The sequence below is a fragment of the Rhodococcus sp. G6(2025) genome (assembly GCF_058628105.1).
The window spans coordinates 2,932,668-2,950,228 of sequence record NZ_CP179750.1 but is presented as its reverse complement, the minus strand read 5'-3'; the positions used below and the strand labels follow the sequence as shown (position 1 = coordinate 2,950,228).

At 69.0% G+C, this 17,561-nt stretch carries 13 protein-coding genes; 6 read left to right on the top strand and 7 right to left on the bottom strand.

Features of this window, described 5'->3' with window-relative positions:
- The first annotated feature begins 298 nt into the window (after nt 1-298).
- Both ACLIVD_RS13355 and ACLIVD_RS13350 read left to right on the top strand, forming a co-directional pair.
- A complete protein-coding gene (locus tag ACLIVD_RS13355) occupies nt 299-4,849 on the top strand; it encodes an ATP-dependent helicase (RefSeq protein ID WP_491932571.1) in 4,551 nt (1,516 codons plus the stop codon).
- Nucleotide 4,850: 1 nt separating this feature from the next.
- Nucleotides 4,851-5,600 carry a DNA-formamidopyrimidine glycosylase family protein gene (locus tag ACLIVD_RS13350; protein WP_283333046.1) on the top strand — a complete coding sequence of 250 codons (750 nt, stop codon included), beginning with the start codon at nt 4,851-4,853 and terminating at the stop codon, nt 5,598-5,600.
- Here the strand turns inward: ACLIVD_RS13350 and ACLIVD_RS13345 are convergent.
- Nucleotides 5,597-6,328, bottom strand: coding sequence for a DUF1353 domain-containing protein (locus tag ACLIVD_RS13345; RefSeq protein WP_280782716.1), 732 nt, complete (start codon nt 6,326-6,328; stop codon nt 5,597-5,599). The two genes, ACLIVD_RS13350 and ACLIVD_RS13345, sit on opposite strands and share 4 nt — an antisense overlap.
- Before the next feature lie 7 nt (nt 6,329-6,335).
- Entirely contained in the window at nt 6,336-6,914 is a 579-nt protein-coding gene (locus ACLIVD_RS13340) for a TetR/AcrR family transcriptional regulator (RefSeq protein WP_477955834.1), read from the bottom strand.
- A 53-nt stretch (nt 6,915-6,967) separates the two neighbouring features.
- Between ACLIVD_RS13340 and ACLIVD_RS13335 the strand changes: the two genes are divergently transcribed.
- Complete coding sequence (locus ACLIVD_RS13335) at nt 6,968-7,927, top strand: oxygenase MpaB family protein (RefSeq protein ID WP_491932570.1); 960 nt, start codon at nt 6,968-6,970, stop codon at nt 7,925-7,927.
- 184 nt (nt 7,928-8,111) lie between these two features.
- On the top strand, nt 8,112-8,648 hold the full coding sequence (locus tag ACLIVD_RS13330; RefSeq protein ID WP_283353420.1) for a hypothetical protein: 537 nt from the start codon (nt 8,112-8,114) through the stop codon (nt 8,646-8,648).
- Here the strand turns inward: ACLIVD_RS13330 and glpD are convergent.
- Entirely contained in the window at nt 8,626-10,368 is a 1,743-nt protein-coding gene (gene glpD / locus ACLIVD_RS13325) for a glycerol-3-phosphate dehydrogenase (RefSeq protein ID WP_280782712.1), read from the bottom strand. The two genes, ACLIVD_RS13330 and glpD, sit on opposite strands and share 23 nt — an antisense overlap.
- A gap of 50 nt (nt 10,369-10,418) precedes the next feature.
- On the opposite strand from glpD, the gene glpK reads away from it, so the two are divergent.
- Nucleotides 10,419-11,912: a glycerol kinase GlpK gene (gene glpK / locus ACLIVD_RS13320; RefSeq protein ID WP_280782711.1), complete on the top strand. Its 1,494-nt coding sequence runs from the start codon at nt 10,419-10,421 to the stop codon at nt 11,910-11,912.
- On the opposite strand, the gene ACLIVD_RS13315 is transcribed toward glpK, so the two are convergent.
- Entirely contained in the window at nt 11,897-13,081 is a 1,185-nt protein-coding gene (locus ACLIVD_RS13315) for an aminotransferase-like domain-containing protein (protein WP_283353418.1), read from the bottom strand. The genes glpK and ACLIVD_RS13315 overlap by 16 nt on opposite strands.
- Before the next feature lie 169 nt (nt 13,082-13,250).
- Nucleotides 13,251-14,654 carry an NAD(P)H-quinone dehydrogenase gene (locus ACLIVD_RS13310; protein WP_283353417.1) on the bottom strand — a complete coding sequence of 468 codons (1,404 nt, stop codon included), beginning with the start codon at nt 14,652-14,654 and terminating at the stop codon, nt 13,251-13,253.
- 116 nt (nt 14,655-14,770) lie between these two features.
- Here ACLIVD_RS13310 and ACLIVD_RS13305 point away from each other — a divergent pair, with 116 nt between their 5' ends.
- Nucleotides 14,771-15,232, top strand: coding sequence for a gamma-glutamylcyclotransferase family protein (locus tag ACLIVD_RS13305; protein ID WP_005239924.1), 462 nt, complete (start codon nt 14,771-14,773; stop codon nt 15,230-15,232).
- A gap of 19 nt (nt 15,233-15,251) precedes the next feature.
- Here ACLIVD_RS13305 and ACLIVD_RS13300 read toward each other — a convergent pair whose 3' ends face one another.
- Together ACLIVD_RS13300 and ACLIVD_RS13295 are read right to left on the bottom strand one after the other, a co-directional pair.
- Entirely contained in the window at nt 15,252-16,403 is a 1,152-nt protein-coding gene (locus ACLIVD_RS13300; protein WP_283353416.1) for a M20 family metallopeptidase, read from the bottom strand.
- Nucleotides 16,400-17,560 carry a M20 family metallopeptidase gene (locus ACLIVD_RS13295; RefSeq protein ID WP_011598215.1) on the bottom strand — a complete coding sequence of 387 codons (1,161 nt, stop codon included), beginning with the start codon at nt 17,558-17,560 and terminating at the stop codon, nt 16,400-16,402. Before ACLIVD_RS13295 ends, ACLIVD_RS13300 begins: the two co-directional genes overlap by 4 nt.
- Nucleotide 17,561: the final 1 nt, after the last annotated feature.

Below are 17,561 nucleotides of genomic sequence, written 5' to 3'. Positions count from 1 at the left end.
ACGAGGCGCTTGCGCGGGAGCCTGTAGTCGTCTGCCCGCGTTCGTGCGACGATCCGGCGGAGAACGCGAACTTCCTTGCATGAGCTCGCCCGTCGATTGCACGGCCTTGTCGGCGAGTACGGCCGCGCGCCGCGCGCCGGACAGTGCCTCCGCGGAATCTCACCACTGAGCATCGAGGGGACCGTCGTCGGCATTCCGGCGCCGACCGAGAGCAGAAACGACGCGAGTCCCGACGCAGCGCCCGTGCCACGTCGGGGGTGAACATCCCAGACCGGACGGATTCCAGAGACCGCACGGTATGTTCCCGCTGCCTGTCGTACCCCCGGTGCACTATGGAACGGTGACCGACGTCCTGGGCAGGTTTTCCGCTGCCACCCGCGAGTGGTTCGACGGCGCCTTCCCGGCGCCGACGGCCGCGCAGCTCGGTGCGTGGGAGTCGATCGCCAGCCGCGCGCACACGCTCGTCGTGGCCCCGACCGGTTCGGGCAAGACGCTGTCCGCGTTCCTGTGGTCCCTCGACCAACTCGCCGCCACCGACGTAACGGACCGCAAGACCAGGGTCCTCTACATTTCCCCACTCAAGGCCCTGGGTGTCGACGTCGAACGCAACCTGCGCGCCCCGCTCGTCGGGATCACGCAGACGGCCAAGCGGCTCGGGCTCTCGCCGCCGGAGATCTCGGTGGGGGTCCGCTCCGGCGACACACCGGCAGGCGACCGGCGCGCTCTGATCAAGAATCCGCCCGACATCCTCATCACCACCCCCGAGTCGCTGTTCCTCATGCTCACATCCGCCGCGCGTGAGACGCTGACCCAGGTCGACACGGTCATCGTCGACGAGGTGCACGCGGTGGCCGGCACCAAGCGCGGCGCCCACCTGGCCCTGTCGCTCGAACGCCTCGACCAGCTTCTCGCCACCCCGGCGCAGCGCATCGGGCTGTCTGCGACGGTGCGCCCGCACGAGGAGGTCGGCCGGTTCCTGTCCGGTTCGGCGCCCATCCGGATCGTCGCACCGCCGTCGCCGAAGACGTTCGACCTCACCGTGCAGGTGCCGGTCGAGGACATGACCGAACTCGGCCTCGCCGAACCCGCCGAGGGTTCCGCGTCGGCGACCCCGCAGGCGGGGTCGATCTGGCCGCACGTCGAGGAACAGATCGTCGACCTCGTCCTCGCGCACCGGTCGTCCATCGTGTTCGCCAACTCGCGGCGCCTCGCCGAGCGCCTGACCGCGCGGCTCAACGAGATCTACGCCGAACGCGCCGGGACCGCCGTCGACAAGAACCCGAAACCGGCCTCGCAGATCGGCACGCCGTCCGAGGTCAATTTCGGCGCGGACCCCCTGCTCGCCCGCGCCCACCACGGATCGGTCAGCAAGGACCAGCGGGCCCTCATCGAGGACGACCTGAAGTCGGGGCGACTGCGATGCGTGGTCGCGACGAGCAGCCTCGAACTCGGAATCGACATGGGCGCGGTCGATCTGGTGATCCAGGTCGAGGCACCACCGTCGGTGGCGAACGGCCTGCAACGGGTCGGCCGCGCCGGACACCAGGTCGGGGAGATCTCCCGGGGTGTCGTGTTCCCGAAGCACCGCACCGACCTCGTGCACTGTGCCGTCACCGTCGAGCGCATGGTCACCGGGAAGATCGAGGCGCTCGCCGTCCCCGCCAACCCGCTCGACATCCTCGCCCAGCACACGGTGGCGGCCACCGCACTCGAACCGCTCGACGTGGACGACTGGTTCGAGACGGTCCGGCGCAGCGGTTCCTTCGCGACGCTGCCGCGCTCGGCGTACGAGTCCACCCTCGACCTTCTCGCGGGCCTCTACCCGTCCGACGAGTTCGCCGAGCTCAGGCCCCGCCTCGTCTGGGACCGCGAGGCCAACACACTCACGGGACGCCCCGGCGCGCAGCGGCTGGCGGTCACGTCCGGCGGCGCCATCCCCGACCGCGGTCTGTTCACGGTCTACATGGTCGGCGAGAAGGCATCTCGCGTCGGCGAACTCGACGAGGAGATGGTGTACGAATCGCGGGTCGGCGACGTCTTCGCACTCGGGGCCACCAGCTGGCGGATCGAGGAGATCACGTTCGACCGGGTGCTGGTCAGCCCCGCCTACGGGCAGCCGGGACGGCTGCCGTTCTGGCACGGAGACGGCCTCGGCAGGCCGGCGGAACTGGGCGAGGCGCTGGGACAATTCCTGCGGGAGATCTCACTCGGGCACGAGACCGAGGTGCAGGAACGCTGCCGCACCGGCGGGCTCGACGACAACGCCACGAACAATCTCGTTCAGCTCGTCGCCGAGCAGAAGACCGCCACCGGGCAGGTCCCCACCGACCGCACCCTGGTGGTCGAACGATTCCGTGACGAGCTCGGCGACTGGCGCCTGATCCTGCACTCGCCGTACGGCCAGCGCGTTCACGCACCGTGGGCGCTGGCCGTGAGTGCGCGGCTGAGCGAGCGGTACGGCCTCGACTCGAACGCGACGGCGTCCGATGACGGCATCATCGTGCGTCTTCCCGACACCGAGGACACCCCGCCGGGCGCCGACCTCTTCGCTTTCGACACCGACGAGATCGAGGACATCGTCACCGAACAGGTCGGCGGGTCGGCGCTGTTCGCGTCCCGGTTCCGTGAGTGCGCGGCCCGGGCGCTGCTGCTGCCGCGCCGCACACCGGGAAAGCGTGCACCGCTCTGGCAGCAGCGGCAGCGGTCCGCCCAGCTTCTCGACGTGGCGCGCAAGTATCCGACGTTCCCTATTCTGCTCGAGACCGTCCGCGAGTGCCTGCAGGACGTGTACGACCTACCGGCCCTGAAGGACCTGCTCCGCCGGCTGGCGCGTCGCCAGATCCGCATCGTCGAGGTGGAGACGCAGTCGCCGTCACCGTTCGCCGGCGCGCTGCTGTTCAACTACGTCGGCGAGTTCATGTACGAGGGCGACAGCCCGCTCGCCGAACGCCGGGCGGCGGCCCTGTCCCTGGATTCGACGCTGCTGGCTGAACTGCTCGGCAGGGTGGAACTGCGCGAACTGCTCGACGCCGACGTCATCGCCCACGCCGAACTCGAACTCCAACGTCTGCTTCCCGACCGCAAGGCGAAGGATCTCGAGGGCGTCGCCGACCTGCTGCGCCTCCTGGGTCCGCTCACCTCCGAGGAGGTCGCCGCACGGTCGACCAGCGATCCCATCCCCTGGCTCGACGAACTCGTCCGCGCGAGGCGGGCGCTCGCCGTCTCCTTCGCCGGTCGCGAATGGTGGACGGCCATCGAGGATGCGGCGCGCCTGCGCGACGGGCTCGGGGTGCCGCTGCCCATCGGTGTTCCCGCCGCGTTCATCGAACCCGTCGACGATCCGCTGGCCGACCTGATCAGCCGGTACGCCCGCACCCACGGTCCGTTCACGATCACCGACGCCGCCGCCCGATTCGGGCTCGGTTCCGCGGTGGCCCGCGACGTGCTGCAGCGGCTCGCGCAGGGCAAGCGGGTGGTCGAGGGCGAGTTCCGTCCCGGCGCGACGGGGAGCGAATGGTGCGACGCCGAGGTTCTGCGGCGTCTCCGCAGGCGCTCGCTGGCCGCGGCGCGTCAGGAGGTCGAACCGGTCAGCACCGCGACGCTCGGCCGCTTCCTCCCGGGCTGGCAGCATGTGGGGGGCACGTTGCGCGGCATCGACGGCGTCGCGACCGTGGTGGAACAGCTCGCCGGTGTTCCGGTGCCCGCCTCGGCACTCGAGTCACTGATCCTGCCGTCCCGGGTGGCCGACTACTCCCCCGCCATGCTGGACGAACTCACCTCCACGGGCGAGGTGCTGTGGTCGGGCGCGGGCAGCATCTCCGGGAAGGACGGGTGGGTGTGCCTCCACCCCGCCGACACCGCGCCGCTCACACTGACCACGCCCGCGGAGTCGGACCTGTCCGATATCCAGCGCCGGGTGCTCGACACGCTGTCCGGCGGCGGCGCGTACTTCTTCCGGCAACTCGCGGACACCCTCGAGATGTCCGACGACACCGCACTGGCCACGGCGTTGTGGGATCTGGTGTGGCTGGGCCACATCGGAAACGACACGCTCGCCCCGGTCCGCGCCCTGCTGTCGGACACGTCCAGGACCACCACGAGCCACCGGTCGCCGCGACGACCCCCGCGGGCCCGCGCGTACCGCAGCCTTACGGTTCCGGTGCGCACCGCACCGCCCACGGTCGGGGGACGGTGGTCGATACTCCCCGCCGCCGAATCCGATGCCACGCTGCGTGCCAGCGCCACCGCCGAACTGCTGCTGGAGCGGTACGGGGTGGTGACGCGTGGGTCCGTGATGACCGAGAACGTGCCCGGCGGATTCGCGCTGATGTACAAGGTCCTGGGAACGTTCGAGGACAACGGCCGCTGCCGGCGCGGACATTTCGTCGAGTCGCTCGGCGGTGCACAGTTCTCCACTCCGCCCGTGGTGGACCGACTCCGCAGCTACGGCGACTCGCTCGAGGGCAGGCACACCACCCTGCCCGCCGTGACTCTCGCCGCCAGCGATCCCGCCAACCCGTACGGCGCGGCTCTCCCCTGGCCGAAACGCGGCGACGATGCGCCCGCGCACCGGCCGGGACGCAAGGCCGGCGGCCTGGTGGTGCTCGTGGAGGGTGAACTGATCCTGTTCGTCGAACGCGGCGGGCGCACGATCCTCACCTTCACCGACGACCCCGGTGTGCTCCGCACCGCGGCGGTCACGCTCGCCGGTGTGGTCAAGCGCGGCGGGATCGACAAGATCGTGGTCGAGAAGGTCGACGGCGACACCATCCACGGCAGCGACTTCGCGCCGATCCTGACCGAGGCCGGTTTCTCGCCCACCCCTCGCGGATTCCGGTTGCGAGCCTGAGATGCCCGAAGGCGACACCGTCTGGCGCACCGCCAACTCGCTTCGCGACGCCCTCGAGGGCAAGGTGCTGACCCGCTGCGACGTGCGCGTCCCCCGGTACGCCACCGTCGACCTGTCCGGCCGGCTCGTCGACGAGGTGGTCAGCCGCGGGAAGCACCTCCTCATCCGGGTCGGCGACTACTCGATCCACACGCATCTGAAGATGGAAGGCGCGTGGCACATCTACGCGCCGGACACGAAGTGGCGGCGTCCCACTCACCAGGCCCGGATCGTGCTCGCCACCGAAGACAGGGTGGCGGTCGGATTCTCGCTGGGCATCACCGAGATCCTGGAGCGTGACGACGAAGAGTCCGCGGTCGGCCACCTCGGCCCCGACCTGCTGGGACCGGACTGGGACGCCGACACGGCGATCCGCAATCTCCGGGCGGCCGGCGACCAGCCCATCGGTCTCGCCCTGGTCGATCAGCGCAACCTGGCCGGTCTCGGCAACGTGTACCGCAACGAAGTGTGCTTCCTCCGCGGCGTCCACCCCTACACCCCGTCGAGCGAGGTGGCCGACCTGCCCGCGCTGGTCACGCTCGCGCATCGGATGATTCACATCGACAAGAACAACTCGGTCCGCCATCGGCCGTGGGTGTACGGGCGGGCCGGAAAACGTTGCCGCCGTTGCGGGACGGTGATCGAAGGCCACGACCTCGGTCAGCAGCAGATCTTCTTCTGCACGTACTGCCAGCCCCCGGTGGTGGGCTAGCGAAGGACCGTGGTCGGCGGCCCGAGCGGCGGCGGCCTGCGAGTCCGTCTGCGGCCGAGCAACCACGCGGCACCGTCCGGCACCCACAGCACCGCGGCCGTGGCGATCGTCAGCAGATACGTCGGCGCGATGACGGGCAGGAGGATGCACCCGAGTAGCGCGACGGGAAAGTCTCTGCGCCACAACAGCGACAGCACGACCGGAACCACGAGAAAGAGCGCGGCCAGGCCGAAGTGCGAGGTCGCCGTCGCCCAAGGCACGCCCACCACCCAGCACAACATTCCGAGTACCTGGTGCGCGATGAGGAGGAACCGGGCGACGTCGGTGAACGTCCAGAACCGGCCGACCTCGACGCCGACCCAGAAGATGCGGCTGCGGAACGGTCCGACGCCCTCGTCGAGCAGGGCGAGCCGGAACAGTTCGTCCGCGCGCCGGCGCAGCGTGTTTCCCTCCGGTCCCTGTGCACTCGCACGTTTGCAGAGGTCGTCGTGCATGATCGCGGGAAGTAGTTGCCGCCCGTACGGGGTGAGCAGGCCCTGCAGCGGCGCGGGGATCGATGCCAGATCCGTGCGGAGAAGGCACGGCATGGGGGCGCAGCCGGGCACCGTCACCACCGTGTCGCCGTGGACGTAGACGAACTCGCCGACGAGTTGGAAGAACTTGCGGTCGAGTACCCGAAGCTCGGGTTGCGGGCGAGTCGGATCGTCCACGGATACCTGGAACGGCATGCGCACCTCACTCGTGGCCGGCCTTGTTTGCCTCCACCACCAGAGTGACGCAATGAGCGACGAATTGCTCGCGCGACGCGGCAACAGTTCCATCGAGATATCCGATGAACAGCGTCGTGAGCGCGCCCACCACACCGACCGCGACGAGCTGCTTCTCCACCTCGTCGTCGACGGCGGACAGCTGGTCGTGCACGAGTGCGACGAAGCCGGGCATCAGGTCGATGCCGCGCCTGCTCAGCGCGGGTTCGGACAACGGTGCGAGCAGCAGCACGCGGCCCATGGCGGGATCGTCGACCATGAGTTTCACGAATGCATCCACGGCTGCCTCGGCGCGCTGCCGCGCGGTCTCGGTGGACGCGACGGCCTCCACAAGGGCGGCCTGCGCCTCGTCGCCCACCGCGGTGTAGACCGAGCGCACGAACTCGTCCCGGTCCTGGAACGACTCGTAGAAGTACCGTTCGGTCAGCGAGGCGGCGCGGCAGACCGCGCGCACGTTCACCGCGGGCCCGTCCGGGGCGCCGAGCAGCGCGATGCCCGCGCGGAGTAGCGAATTCCGCCGTACTTCCCGCCGGTCCTCCAGCGTCATTCTTCTCGCTCCGATCCTTGACTACGCACGTTGTCAGATCCTAGTCTGACAACGTGCGTAGTCACTTGAATGCGGACGGTACGCCCGTCCCGGCCTCCGCTCCCGCCCCCCTCGGCCCCGACTCGTTGACCTGGAAGTATTTCGGCGACTGGCGCGGAATGCTGCAGGGCGTCTGGGCCGGGTCGATGCAGAACATGCATCCCGGACTCGGCGCGGGCGTCGAGGAACACTCCCGTTTCTTCGACGAGCGCTGGGAGCGGCTCTACCGGTCGCTGTACCCGATCGGCGGTGTCGTCTTCGACGGCGACCGCGCCCAGCAGACGGCGGAACAGGTGCGGGGCTACCACGACACCATCAAGGGAATCGACAAACACGGCCGCAGGTACCACGCCCTGGACCCCGACACGTTCTACTGGGCGCACGCCACCTTCTTCATGGGCACCATCCTCACCGGCGACCACTTCATGGGTGGCCTCACCGAAGACCAGAAGCGCCGGCTGTTCACCGAGCACATCCAGTGGTACCGCCTGTACGGAATGAGCATGCGCCCCGTCCCGGAAACCTGGGAGGCGTTCCAGGAGTACTGGGATCACATGTGCCGCAACGTGCTCGAGGACAACAAGGCCACCCGCGACGTCCTCGACCTGTCCGGTCTCGGCGTTCCCCCGTTCCTGTCGTGGCTACCCGACCCGATCTGGGCGATCCTCCGCATCCCGGTGGCGAAGGGTTTCGTGTGGCTGACGGTCGGCATGTACGACCAACCGGTCCGCGACCTCCTCGGCTACCGCTGGACCACACGCGACGAGCGCCTGCACACCCTCGCCGGCCGCGCCGTGGGCGCCGTCTTCCGGCTCGTGCCCTGGCGCTACCGCTACCACCCGCGCGCCCGCGCTGGCTGGGACCGCGAGACCGGACGCGCCCCCGCGCACGCTCCGCTCGTCCACACACCCCGACGCAATCTTCCCCCGCTCGGCAGGCGCGACGACCCCCAGCACTACAGCCCGAAGGTCTGAGTTCCCAGGGAGCTCACAGACAACGCCCACACCGCTCACGGGTTCCGGGACGATGCTCGGTCACATGGAATACATCGCTGTCGCAGCCCTCGTCGTCATGGCTCTGTCGGGAGTCGTCGCCACTCACGCCCCGAAATCGCTCGTCCACACCCGCTGACCAACGAGATCGTGGAATGCTCGGAGGATGGACTGGGACCTTCCGAGGCTCTTGAATCGCCCGCCGCTGATCGGCGACGAACCGCTGTCGCCCGACCACGCGGCGAGCCGCATCAGCGCCTACATCTACGGCAACATCCTGGTGCTCGCCGCGCTCATCCCGGTGACCAAATCCCAGGAGACCCTGGGCATCGCCATCGTCCTCGGTGCCGCCTTGTCCACGTTTCTCGCCCACGTGTTCGCCGAGTCGGTAGGCCAGTCGCTCCGCCTGGGCAGAACACTGTCCGGCACCGAACGCCTACGGGAACTCCGGGACAGTGTCCCCGTCCTGACGTCCGCCGTGGTGCCTTCCGTGATCCTCGGCACGGCCCTGCTGGGCTGGCTGGAGCCGAGAACGGCGCAATTGACCGCCGAGATCGTGATGATCGCCCGTATCGGCTCGATCAGTTACGTGATCAGCCGTCTCCGCCGCGAAAGAGTCACGAGCGGCACGCACCTCGCCGCGTTCGGCCTCGCCGTGATCGCGACGATCATCGTGGTCATCAAGGTATTTCTGACACACTGACCGGTGGTTCGAGCAGTTCGACCCGCGACTCGGGCGCCGCCGCCCGCAACGCGTCGGCCGACAGGTCGTCCGGCTGGGCCTGCGACTGCACCTCCGCCTCCACCCGCGCCTGATACGTCTTCACCTCACGGTCGACGGCGTCGGCGTCCCAGCCGAGGACGGGGGCCACCAGTTGCGCCACCTGCTCGGCGCAGTTCACACCCCGATGCGAGTACTCGATGGCGATGCGCGTGCGCCGGGCGAGGATGTCGTCGAGATGCAGGGCGCCCTCGGCCGCCGCCGCATACACGACCTCGACCTGCAGGTAGGCCGGTGCGTCCGTAATGGGCTGGAGAAGTTCCGGCTTCCCGCTCGCCTGGTCGAGCACCTCGTCGATCAGCGAACCGTACCGGTCCAGTAGATGCTTCACGCGGTACGGGTGCAGGCCGTACATCTCCCCGAGATGGACGGTCTGATTGACGAGCGCGAAATAGCCGTCCGCACCGACGAGCGGCACCTTCTCCGTGATGGACGGTGCCATCCGCGCGGGAATGTCTTCGGCGGCGAGATCCACGGCGTCCTCGGCCATCACCCGGTAGGTGGTGTACTTGCCGCCCGCGATGGCGACGAGACCCGGCGCCACGCGCGCGACGGCGTGTTCCCGCGAGAGTTTCGACGTCTCGTCGCTCTCCCCCGCGAGCAGCGGGCGCAGACCCGCGTACACACCGTCGATGTCGTCGTGGGTCAGCGACGTCACCAGCACCTTGTTGACGTGACCGAGGATGTAGTCGATGTCGGCCTTGGTGGCCGCCGGGTGCGCGAGGTCGAGATTCCAGTCCGTGTCGGTGGTGCCGATGATCCAGTGGCTGCCCCACGGGATCACGAACAGCACCGACTTCTCGGTGCGGAGGATGATCGCGGCGTCACTCACGATCCGATCGCGCGGCACCACGATGTGGACGCCCTTCGACGCGCGGACGCGGAACCGGCCGCGTTGCCGCGACAACGCCTGGATCTCGTCGGTCCACACCCCGGTGGCGTTGATGACGACGTGCGCCTTCACGTCCGCGGTGCGGCCGTCCTCGCAGTCCCGGACGCGCACTCCGGAGACCCGGTCCGCCTCCCGGAGGAATCCGACCACCTGTGTGGACGTGCGGACGACCGCGCCGTAGTGAGCGGCGGTGCGGGCGACGGTCATGGTGTGGCGGGCGTCGTCGACCACGGTGTCGTAGTACTGGATGCCGCCGGTCAGCGAGTTGCGCTTGAGTCCCGGCGCCATCCGCAGCGCACCCGCGCGCGTCAGATGCTTCTGCGCCGGAACCGATTTGGCGCCGCCCATGCGGTCGTAGAGGAAGATGCCCGCCGCCATGTAGGGGCGCTCCCACACGCGGTGGGTGATCGGGAACAGGAACTTGAGCGGCTTCACCAGGTGCGGCGCGAGGGTGGTCAGCGACAGTTCACGTTCCCGAAGAGCCTCCCGGACCAGCCCGAACTCGAGCTGCTCGAGATAGCGCAGACCGCCGTGGAACATCTTCGACGAGCGACTCGACGTCCCGGACGCGTAGTCGCGTGCCTCCACCAACGCCACCTTCAGCCCGCGGGTGGCCGCGTCGAGCGCCGCACCGGCTCCGACCACACCACCGCCGATCACGACGACGTCGAACTGTTCGGTCTGCAGCTTGTCCCATGCGGCATCACGCTGCCGGGGACCGAGGAACTGCACACCTGGCTGACTACTCAACTCGGGCTCCTGTGAGATGACGACGGATTCTCTGCCAGGCTAGTAGCTTCATGCGTGTGATTCAGTACATCGCCGCGATAGACCAAGGCACCACCTCCAGCCGCTGCATGATCTTCGATCACGACGGCGCCGTGGTCAGCGTCGCCCAGAAGGAACACGAGCAGTTCTTTCCGCGCGCAGGCTGGGTGGAGCACGACCCGAAACAGCTGTGGATCAACACCCGCGAAGTGGTGGCGTCCGCGCTCGCGAAGGCCGATCTCACCAAACGCGACATCGCTGCGATCGGCATCACCAATCAGCGGGAGACGGCTGTCGTGTGGGATCGCAACACCGGAGAACCCGTGTACAACGCCATCGTCTGGCAGGACACGCGCACCGACGAACTGTGCACGGAACTCGGCGGCGACGAGGGCCCCGGCCGGTACCAGAAGCGCACCGGGCTGCCGCTGTCGACGTATTTCTCGGGGCCGAAGGTCCGGTGGATTCTGGACAACGTCGACGGCGCCCGGGAGAAGGCGGACGCGGGTGAGCTCTGCTTCGGCACGATCGACAGCTGGATTCTGTGGCACATCACCGAGGGCACCCACGTGACGGATGTCACCAACGCCTCCCGCACCCTGCTGATGAATCTCGAGACCCTCGACTGGGATCCGGAGATCTGCGCCGATTTCGGTATCCCGATGTCGATGCTGCCCGAGATCCGCAGCTCCTCCGAGGTCTACGGCGTCGGACGCCCCCACGGGACGCTGCCCGGTGTGCCGGTGGCCGGAATCCTCGGCGATCAGCAGGCCGCCACGTTCGGTCAGGCCTGCCTGTCGGAGGGCGAAGCGAAGAACACGTACGGAACGGGGAACTTCCTGCTGCTCAACACGGGGACCACTCCCGTGCACAGCAAGCACGGCCTCCTCACCACCGTCTGCTACAAGATCGGTGACGCGCCGGCCGTCTACGCGCTCGAGGGATCCGTGGCCGTCACCGGCTCACTGGTGCAGTGGTTGCGCGACAACCTGGGAATCATCGAGTCCGCCAAGGACATCGAGGATCTGGCCAAGTCGGTCGACGACAACGGGGGCGCCTACTTCGTGCCCGCGTTCTCCGGATTGTTCGCCCCGCGCTGGCGGCCCGACGCCCGCGGGGCCATCGTCGGGCTCACCCGGTTCGTGAACAAGGGCCACCTCGCCAGGGCCGCCCTCGAGGCCACCGCATATCAGACCCGCGAGGTGATCGAGGCGATGCGCGCCGATTCGGGCGTCGAACTCGCCTCCCTCAAGGTGGACGGTGGCATGGTCGTCAACGAGACCCTCATGCAATTCCAGTCCGACATTCTCGCCGTGCCCGTCATCCGTCCCGTCGTCAACGAGACGACGGCGCTGGGCGCCGCGTACGCCGCGGGGCTGGCCGTCGGTTTCTGGGAGAGCGAGGACGACATCCGCGCGAACTGGGCCGTGGACAAGACGTGGGAACCCGCGATGGACGAGGCCGAGTCCACCCGGCTCTACGCCGAGTGGAACAAGGCGGTCGAACGGACCTACGACTGGGCGTGAGCGGTGTACGCGTCGCCGAGTCTCGCCACCGCACCCGCCAGCACGTCCTCCGAGCAGGTCGCGAAGCACAGCCGCACAGCGCCCCGGTGTTCCGCGGCGACGCCGAAAGCCGCTCCGGGGACGAAGGCGACGCCGTGGTCCACGGCGGTCTGCAGCAGTGCCGCCGTGTCGAGGTCCGCGTCCGTGAACTCGGTCCAGCAGAACATTCCGCCCGCCGCCGAGGACACGCGGACGCGGTCGCCGAACGTCGAGGTGACGCCGTCCGCGAGCGCCCGGGCCCGGGACCCGTAGCGGGCCCGCAGCGTCTCCAGGTGCAGGTCCAGCCACGGCTCGTCCGACAGCAGTCCGGCGGCAATCTGGTGCGTCAGCGACGACCCGCAGAGGTCCGCGCCCTGCTTGAGCAGCTCGACAGCCTCGCACACCCGCCGGTCGCCGTGCAGCCACCCGACCCGCAGCGCCGGCGCCAGGATCTTCGACGCGCTGGACAGCCGGATCACCCGGTCCGACAACGCCGCGACGGGCGCGGGCGGTGGTCCGTCGAAGAAGAGTTCGCCGTACGGGTCGTCCTCGATCACCCAGAACCCGTAGCGGTCGGCCAGTGCGGCCAGGTGTTCCCGGCGGCCGGGCGTCAGGACGACGCCGCGAGGGTTGTGGAAGTTGCTCACCGTGTGGACCACGGCGGGCCGCAGTCCGTCCTCGAGCATGCCCTGCAGGGCGGCGGTGTCCATCCCGTCGGCGTCGAGTGCGACGGACCGGACGTCGGCCTCGGCGGCCCGGAACACCTGGAGCGCTCCGGTGTAGGCGGGTTCCTCGACGATCACGACGCCGCCGGGATCGAGCAGCACCTGCGCGAGCAGGCTCAGGGCCTGCTGCGAGCCGTGGGTGACGACGACGTCGGCGGCGCCCAGCGGCCGGCCGATCTTGGCACCCTCCCGTGCGGCGAGCACGTCGCGGAGCCGGCGCAGCCCGGTGGTCTCGCCGTACTGGACGGACGCCGGATCCGTGAGCGCGAGTTCGGCTTCCTTCCGGATCCGTTCCCGCGGAATGAATTCGGGGTCGGGAAGCCCGCCCGCGAGGCTGACCACGTCGGGCCGGGCGGTGAGGGTGAGAAGGTCACGGATGGCGGAGCTGTGCAGACCATCCATGCGGCGGGCAAGTGATTGCGGCATGTCGACTCCCAGGAGGCACGTCAAAGCAGGGATCAGGTGAGGAACACCCTGTCCGTCCTGGGTCTGCGGGGCGGGAGAGCGCCGAGGCACGGGTCGATGATTTCGAACCGTGCCTCGACTATCTCACCGGAGGAGCCACTATGTGAAATGCCTATCCCACACTTCGGGATCAGTCCAGGTCGTCGTGCCGCATCAGCTGGCGTGCCGCCTCGGTGATCGACCCGGTCAGCGACGGGTACACCGAGAACGTCGCGGCGAGGTCGTTGACGGTGAGGTTGTTCTGCACGGCGATGGCGATGGGCAGGATCAGCTCCGACCCGCTGGGGGCGACCACGACGCCGCCGATGACCACACCGGTGGCCGGACGGCAGAAGATCTTCACGAAGCCGCGGCGCAGACCGGACATCTTGGCGCGCGGGTTGGTGTTGAGCGGGAGCATGACCGTACGGGCAGGCACCTCGCCGTCGTCGATCGCGGCCTGGCTGACGCCCACGGTGGCGATCTCGGGACGGGTGAACACGGCCGAGGCCACGGTCTTCAGCTTGATGGGGCTCACGCCCTCACCGAGCGCGTGGTACATCGCGATGCGGCCCTGCATGGCGGCGACGGACGCCAGCGGCAGCAGTCCGGTGCAGTCACCCGCGGCGTAGATCCCGGACACCGGCGTCCGCGACACACGGTCCACGCGCAGGTATCCGCCTTTGTCGAGCTCGATGCCGACCTTCTCCAGTCCGAGACCCTGGGTGTTGGGAACCGAACCGACGGTCATCAGGGCGTGGCTGCCCTCGACCGTCCGGCCGTCCGCGAGCACGACGACGATGCCGTCCTCGGTGCGCTTCACGGCATCGGCCCTGGCGTGCTTGACCAGGGTGACGCCGCGTTCCGCGAGGACATCCTCGAGCACGAGGGCGGCGTCGGCGTCCTCACCGGGCAGGACGCGGTCGCGGCTGGACACCAGCGTGACCTTGACGCCCATCTCGGTGTAGGCGGACACGAACTCGGCGCCGGTCACACCGGAACCGACGACGACGAGGTGCGTGGGCAGCTCGTCGAGGTCGTAAAGGTCGCGCCACGTCAGGATGCGCTCGCCGTCCGGCTCCGCCCCGGGGATCACCCGGGGGCTCGCACCGGTGGCGATGAGGACGACGTCCGCGTCGAGTGTCTTCTTCTCGCCGTTCTCGAGCGTGGCACACACCTGGTGGGACGCCATGCCCAGTCGTGGGTCGGTGATCTCGGCGGTGCCCGACAGCAGTTCGACACCCACCGTCTGCAGGCGGGTGCGGATGTCGGAGGACTGCGCCTGCGCAAGGCTCTTCACGCGGGCGTGGATCTGCGGCAGCGCGACCGTGGCCTGCTCGGGATCGAGCGCAATGCCCAGGTCGGTGGCGCGCCGCATGTCGGTGCGCACGCCGGTGGAGGCGATGAAGGTCTTGGACGGCACGCAGTCGAACAGAACGCAGGCGCCGCCCACCCCGTCCGAATCGATCAAGGAGACGGAGGCGCCGTGCTGTGCGGCCACCAGCGCTGCCTCGTATCCGGCAGGCCCGCCACCAATGATCACGATTCGGGTCATCTGTCCTCCAATTCAACTGTCGACCGGGGTCTCCGGCCGGCTTTTTCTGCGATCGCAGCGCGTCGTGTCGTGCACTGCATGCAACAGATTACTAGCCACCGTTTAGGCTTGCCGCCGTGTCGATCTATGCCGCCTACGGGTCCAACATGCATCCCGAGCAGATGTTGCAGCGCTGCCCACACTCGCCGATGGCGGGGACGGGCTGGCTGCACGGCTGGCGACTGACGTTCAGTGGCGGGGACATCGGCTGGGAGGGCGCACTCGCCACCGTGGTCGAGGACCCCGATTCCAAGGTGTTCGTCGTGCTCTACGACGTCCCCGAGGAGGACGAGGTCAGCCTCGACCGATGGGAGGGCTCCGAACTCGGCATCCACCGCAAGATCCGCGTCCGCGTCGACACCGAGGGCGAACCCGTTCTTGCCTGGTTGTACGTGCTCGACGCGTACGAGGGCGGCCTGCCGTCCGCTCGCTACCTCGGGGTGATGGCCGACGCCGCAGAGATCGCCGGGGCCCCCTCCGACTATGTGCGCGACCTGCGCACCCGCAACAGCCGCAACGTCGGACCGGGCACCGAATAGAACCGCCTGGCGCCGCGCCTCAGCCCAGGACGAGGCTCGACAGCACCCGGACCCCGATGCCCAGCGCCCGCTCGTCCAGATCGAACGTGGGCTGGTGGATGTCGAGTTGCTCGCCGACGCCCGACCAGACGCCGAGCCGGGCCATCGCACCGGGAACCTCTTCGAGGTACCAGGAGAAGTCCTCGCCGCCGCCGGACTGCGGCGTGTCGGCGAGGGCGTCCGGGCCGACCGTGCGGATGGCGTCCTCGAACATGCGCGTCGACACCTCGTCGTTGACGACGGGCGGAACGCCGCGGCGGTAGTTGAGCTGGTACCGCACCCCGGTGGGCGCGAGCAGACCGTGGACGATCTCCCGGACCAGTGGCTCGAGCATCTCCCACGTCTCGTGATCGCCGGTCCGCACGGTGCCGGTCATCATGCCGGTCTGCGGAATGGCGTTGGGTGCCCGGCCTGCGCTCACGGCGCCCCACACCATCACGGTGCCCGTGCGCGGGTCGATCCGTCTGCTGAGCATGCCCGGCAACCCGGTCACGACCGTTCCCAGCGCGAACACGAGGTCGGTGGTCAGGTGCGGACGCGACGTGTGTCCGCCCGGCGAGTCGAGCACCACCTCGATCGTGTCGGCCGCGGACGTGATCGCACCGAGCCGCACCCCGACCCGCCCGGCCGCGAGCCGCGGATCGCAGTGGAGGGCGAAGATCCGCGACACCCCCTCGAGCCGTCCGGCGGCGACGACCTCGAGCGCACCGCCGGGCATGACCTCCTCGGCGGGCTGGAAGATCAACCGGACACCCACCGGGAGGTCGGGGATCTCGCTGAGCGCCAGACCGGTTCCCAGGAGGATGGTGGTGTGGGCGTCGTGGCCGCACGCGTGCGACACGCCCGGCACCGTCGACGAGTACGTGGCGCCGGTCAGTTCCTGCAACGGGAGGGCGTCGATGTCGGCGCGCAACGCGATGCGGGGACCGTTCGACGGTCCGAGATCACACGTGAGGCCCGTTCCGCCGGGCAGCAGGTCGGGCGACAGACCGGCCGCGGCCAGCCGGGTCGCCACGAATTCCGTCGTCGCGTATTCGTGTCGCGCGAGTTCGGGATTGGCGTGGATGTGTCGACGCCACTGAGAGAGTTCGTCGGTGTGAGCGAGAATCCATTTGTCGACTGCCGCGTTCACCGGCGATCAACTCCTTCCAACAACCGCACCCGCTGTGTGTCGTCCGTTGCCGCGCGAACTGCCGTGCGAGCCAGCGCAATCGCTCCGTCGATCACGGCGCGGTCGGCGGACTCGGTGATGCATGCCGCCGCGAACCGAGGCTGATGCGTCACCGCGCCGTCCGAATCGAGGCCGATGACCGGATGAATTCCGGGCAGGACGTTGGTGACGTTGCCCATGTCGGTGCTGCCCAGCGGACGGACGCCCTCCCACTCGAGCGGCAACGGTGTCCGTCCCATGTCGATGATCTGCTCCCGGTACGTCGCGACCAGCCACGGGTCCGGCGTCAGTTCCGTGTACGTCGGCGACACGGTGCGGATCTCGTGCGTGCACCCGGTGGCGAGGGCGCCCGCCGCGAAACACGCCTCCGCGCGTGTCGTCAGCTCGGACAGCGCCCACGCCGTCTCGGCGCGCAGGTAGTACAGCATCTCGGAGCGTGCGGGAACGATGTTGGGCGCGGTGCCGCCGTCGGAGACGATCCCGTGGATCTGCTGCCCCGGCGAGAGGTGTTGGCGCAGCAGGCCGATCCCGACCTGGGCGACGGTCGCGGCGTCGGCGGCGTTGCGCCCGAACTCCGGTGCGGCCGACGCGTGCGCTTCGCGGCCGGTGAACGTGACCGCGATGTCGGCCAGCGCGAGCGACGTCGCTCCGGTGATGTCGATCGGACCCGGATGCACCATCAGGGCGGCCGCGACATCGTCGAAGACGCCCTTCTCGAGCATGGCGATCTTTCCCCCGCCGCTCTCCTCCGCGGGCGTCCCGATGACCCGCACCGTGATCCCCAGCCGGTCGGCGACCGTGGCGAGCGCGACGCCGGCACCGACCGCGGACGCCGCGATGATGTTGTGCCCGCACGCGTGACCGATCTCCGGGAGCGCGTCGTACTCGGCGCAGATACCGATGACGAGGTCGCCGCTGCCGAACGTGGCGTCGAACGCCGTTGGCAGGTCCGCGATGCCCGACCGCACGTCGAACCCGCTGCGTTTGAGCAGTTCGGTGATCTTCGCGACGCTCCGGAACTCCTCGAACGCCAGTTCCGGTTCGCTGTGGATCGAATGGGACAGCGCGATCAGGTCGGTCTCGATTGACCTGACCGCCGCCTCGACATCCGCATTCACG